The organism is Candidatus Protofrankia californiensis, assembly GCF_900634765.1.
GTDB classification, from domain to species: Bacteria; Actinomycetota; Actinomycetes; order Frankiales; family Frankiaceae; genus Protofrankia; species Protofrankia californiensis.
Window position 1 is genome coordinate 1 of sequence record NZ_CAAAFT010000207.1, and the last position, 3561, is coordinate 3561.

Here is a 3561-nt window from a genome sequence, read left to right on the forward strand (position 1 = left end):
CTCCTCGGTCGTGGTGCACGTGCCCAGCAGCGGGAACTCCAGACCCCAGCCGAAATCCGATCCGAACGGGACCGCGAAAGCACCTGCCTCGGCGAGCCCGCGGAACGCCTTCCACGGGAAACTCTCCGCGCTTTCCTCGCGCTGTCCGATGTCGCGGGCGTAAGGCTCGACCCGTTCGATCGCCGCCTGGCGCATCTGCCGACGGAGGGCGATCGTCTCCTCCGGTATTCCTAAGTCGTGCCACATATGGTCCTGTGTGCGCGGCGGTGCCTGGATCAAAGTGAGAACTCCTCACGGGACGGGCAACGGTGCGGAACTCGTCGGAAATTGTCGGCCAGGAATCTTTGGATGTCAATATGGTCGGGGCTGACCAAATAGGGGCCCGGGGTGCGTTCGCGTCCGATGCGTTCGGGCGATGTTGCGGGAATGCGGTGGCTACCGCTGGGTATTCAGCCAGATCGACACGGCTTCGGCGCGATTAGCTGCGACCAGCTTACGCAGAATGCGCTTGACGTGCGATTTCACCGTCCCCTCGGAGATCACCAGTTTGCTGGCGATCTGGTGGTTCGTGTGCCCCTGGGTCATCAGCCGGAGCACATCGAGCTCGCGGTGGGTGAGCGGTGTCTCGATCCGGCGGTGTGCTGGATCCGATGTGGGCGCTACCAGCTCGTCGTCGAAGGGAGTGGAGGATCGCGGCGTGGGAAGGGGGGAGCGTTCGTGCACGAAGAGGATCATGTCCTCGGCGAACCGCAGGATCCGTGCGCGCAGACCGGCGAGGCGGTCGAGCAGGATGGCGCGATCGAGCGCGTAGCTGAATCCCGCGGCGAACACCGAGAGCAGGTCGCGATCCAGGTCGGTCAGCTCGCGGCGCTGGAAGTAGCAATCGGCGTGCAGGAAGCCGATGACGTCGCCGCGGGGCATGACGGGCGCGGCGACGTAGGAGCGCGTCTGGGAAACCCTTGAGATCGCCTGGTGTACTCGTGGCCGCTGCTGACCGTCCGGCACAGTGATCGGCCGCCGCGTGCGTACGATCTCGGTCTCGAACAGTGGGGGCGCCAGCGGCTCGGGGCTCTCCCTCCCAGCCTGCAGGATCTGCTCTGCCCAGTCCGGATCACCCTCGACGTGTAGTGACTCTGCGACCCAGAGCGAGTCGTGGATGCGCGAGAAGATCGCCCGGTCGAAGCCCAGTGCGCAGACCGCCACGGGGGTTGTTTCGATCAGCTCGGCCACGGAGAAGCCGCTCTGGTGGAACTGGCTGAGCGCGCTCTGCGCGCGGCGCAGCGTGGCGGACCGGCGGGTGGCGTGCTGACGCTCCAGGTCCTCATCGGTCTGACGGGCCCGTATCAGCAGGGTGACCAGATCGTCGGTGTTCGCCAACTGCTCGCCGGCAGCATGATCGCCGTGAAGTGCGGCCCGGACCCCGCGCCACACACAGCCGAGCGCGTCTGCGGCCGAGGGCAGATCGACGATGTCGGCCGCCTTGGGAAGCCCGGCTCCGGTCAGCAGCTTCTCCGCCTGCCGCACCGTGTCGAGCACCTCGCTCAGCGTCTGATCGGAGATCGACCGCTGGTACACGCGGTCCCCGATCGTCGGTCTGCGGCTTCTCTCGTAGCACCTGGCGTTCTCGGTGGACACGATGAGCCTCCTCGGCTTGCTCGAGCATCAGGCACTGGACATTCACGGCGGATCAACGAGTCAAGGTTCAGTCTCGTCACATTCTGTCCATATCTATAACCTGCTGTCCGGGTCGCCGGCGCCGGTACGGCGGATGTTCCCTCTTTGGAGAGAGTAACTGTCCCCCGGGCGAGAGATGCGGCCCGGCGCGTCAAAAGGGAAGATTCGCTCCCGGTGCGTTGCCCGGCCGAGCTGTTCCCAGCAACGTGAATAGCGAGATTATCCCGGTCGGCGATGGCATCCGGGAGGGGATGCCGCCGCGCCGGTCGACATCGGTTACATCGACGATGACGGTTACCTGTTCCTGACCGACCGCAAGGCGTTCACCATCATCTCCGGTGGGGTCAACATCTACCCGCAGGAAATCGAGGGCTGTCTCGCCCTGCACCCGAAGGTGCACGATGTCGCGGTGATCGGCGTTCCCGACCCGGAGATGGGTGAGTCGGTGCATGCGGTGGTGCAGCTGCCGTCGGGCGTGGTGCCGAGTGAGGAACTCGCCGAGGAACTGCACGCCTATGTCCGGGAACGGATCGCCTGATACAAGGCTCCGCGCGGGATTGATTTCGTGGACGAGTTGAAACCGGCAAGCTCGTGAAGCGGGTCCTGCGTGAGCAGTACTTGCGGGCGGCCAAAGTCGTGTCGTGACGACGCCAGAGGCCGCGCGGGAGGCGGTCCCTGGCGTTGGTCTCGGTATTCAGCCTCGGCATTCGATCGGACTGCTGTTCCCCGGTCCGTCGGCGTCGCATCAGCGGGCGCTTCTCGTCCGGCCACGGTTGATTTCTCCCAGTACCTTCCAGGTACGTCGGCGATCCTCGGCGGTGCTCAGACCGGTGCTGGTCACCACGATCTCGGTTGCCCCGGCGTCGAAATAGAGGGCCACGGCGGCGGCTAACATCTCCTCGTCGCCGATGACCGCCAACTCGGCCGGGTGTTTTAGGCCCTCGCGGGCAAGTACCGCCCGATATGAAGGCACTGTCGCGTAAGACGCCAGCTGTTTCTCGGCGGATGCCCGTACCTTGTCGACCGCCGCGGTCACAATGCCGGCGAACGCCACGACGATTCGCGGTGCGGGCCGTCCCGCGGCGCGGGCCGCCTCGGTGATCGTTGGCACGATGAACTCGCTGAGCGTCCGAGGACCGGCAAGGTAGGGCAGGGTGCCGTCAGCCAGCTCGCCGGTGACCTTCAACGCCTGTGGTCCCATCGCCGCCACCAGCAGCGGGACCGGCGGCTGCGCCCCAGGCACGGCCGCCGGCATAGGGGTGGAGGCTGTCAACGTCGCGCCGTGCAGGTTGACCGAACCGGAGGACAATAGCGGCCTCAATGCGCTGAGGTACTCACGCAGGTGACGGATAGGCCGATCGAAGGACACGCCAAAGCTCGTGATGAGTCGTGGCGTACCGAGCCCCAGCCCGAGCGTGAACCGTCCATGACTTGCCGCCTGGGCCGTCTGGGCCTGACTCGACACCACGATCGGGTGGCGGGGATAGATGGGTACGACCGAGGTGCCGATGGCGATATCGGGCACGGCGTGACCGATCACGGCGGCTATCGACAGAGCGTCATGGTCGAATCGTTGGGGTAACCAGATCGAGGTAAGCCCGGCCTCGCCGGCCTCACGGGCACGGGCGATCAACGTGTCCACCGTGTTGGAGCCAAGATCCGGCCAGTGGGACGGAAGGGAAATTCCAAGGGTCACAGAGTCTCCAGGCGTCACCAATTGTCCCGGGATTTCCCAGGTCGGGCGTGGTAAACGTTCAGCCTGGTTACGGAGGGAGAAATATCCGGTCGCCACGCGTGATTCGTTCGCCATGGGTTTGACGCGAAAATAGCGTACACCCGGTCGTAGGTCTGTCGAATTAACGGTGGAAACACCATTATGTATAATAT

3 protein-coding genes and 1 pseudogene are annotated in these 3561 nt (G+C 65.0%); 1 reads left to right on the forward strand and 3 read right to left on the reverse strand.

Annotated features, from left to right (window positions below):
* Together DD1DGNOD_RS11285 and DD1DGNOD_RS11290 are read right to left on the reverse strand one after the other, a co-directional pair.
* Positions 1–246 (reverse strand): acyl-CoA dehydrogenase family protein (locus DD1DGNOD_RS11285; protein ID WP_165036611.1); only part of this gene is annotated, 246 nt, incomplete at its 3' end.
* Between the two features lie 189 nt (positions 247–435).
* Positions 436–1635: a LuxR C-terminal-related transcriptional regulator gene (locus DD1DGNOD_RS11290; protein WP_131770078.1), complete on the reverse strand. Its 1200-nt coding sequence runs from the start codon at positions 1633–1635 to the stop codon at positions 436–438.
* Between the two features lie 307 nt (positions 1636–1942).
* On the opposite strand from DD1DGNOD_RS11290, the pseudogene DD1DGNOD_RS11300 reads away from it, so the two are divergent.
* A pseudogene (locus DD1DGNOD_RS11300) lies at positions 1943–2319 on the forward strand (AMP-binding enzyme); the annotation flags it as partial.
* Between the two features lie 100 nt (positions 2320–2419).
* On the opposite strand, the gene DD1DGNOD_RS11305 reads toward DD1DGNOD_RS11300, so the two are convergent.
* On the reverse strand, positions 2420–3370 hold the full coding sequence (locus DD1DGNOD_RS11305; protein ID WP_241255657.1) for an LLM class F420-dependent oxidoreductase: 951 nt from the start codon (positions 3368–3370) through the stop codon (positions 2420–2422).
* Between the last annotated feature and the right edge of the window lie 191 nt (positions 3371–3561).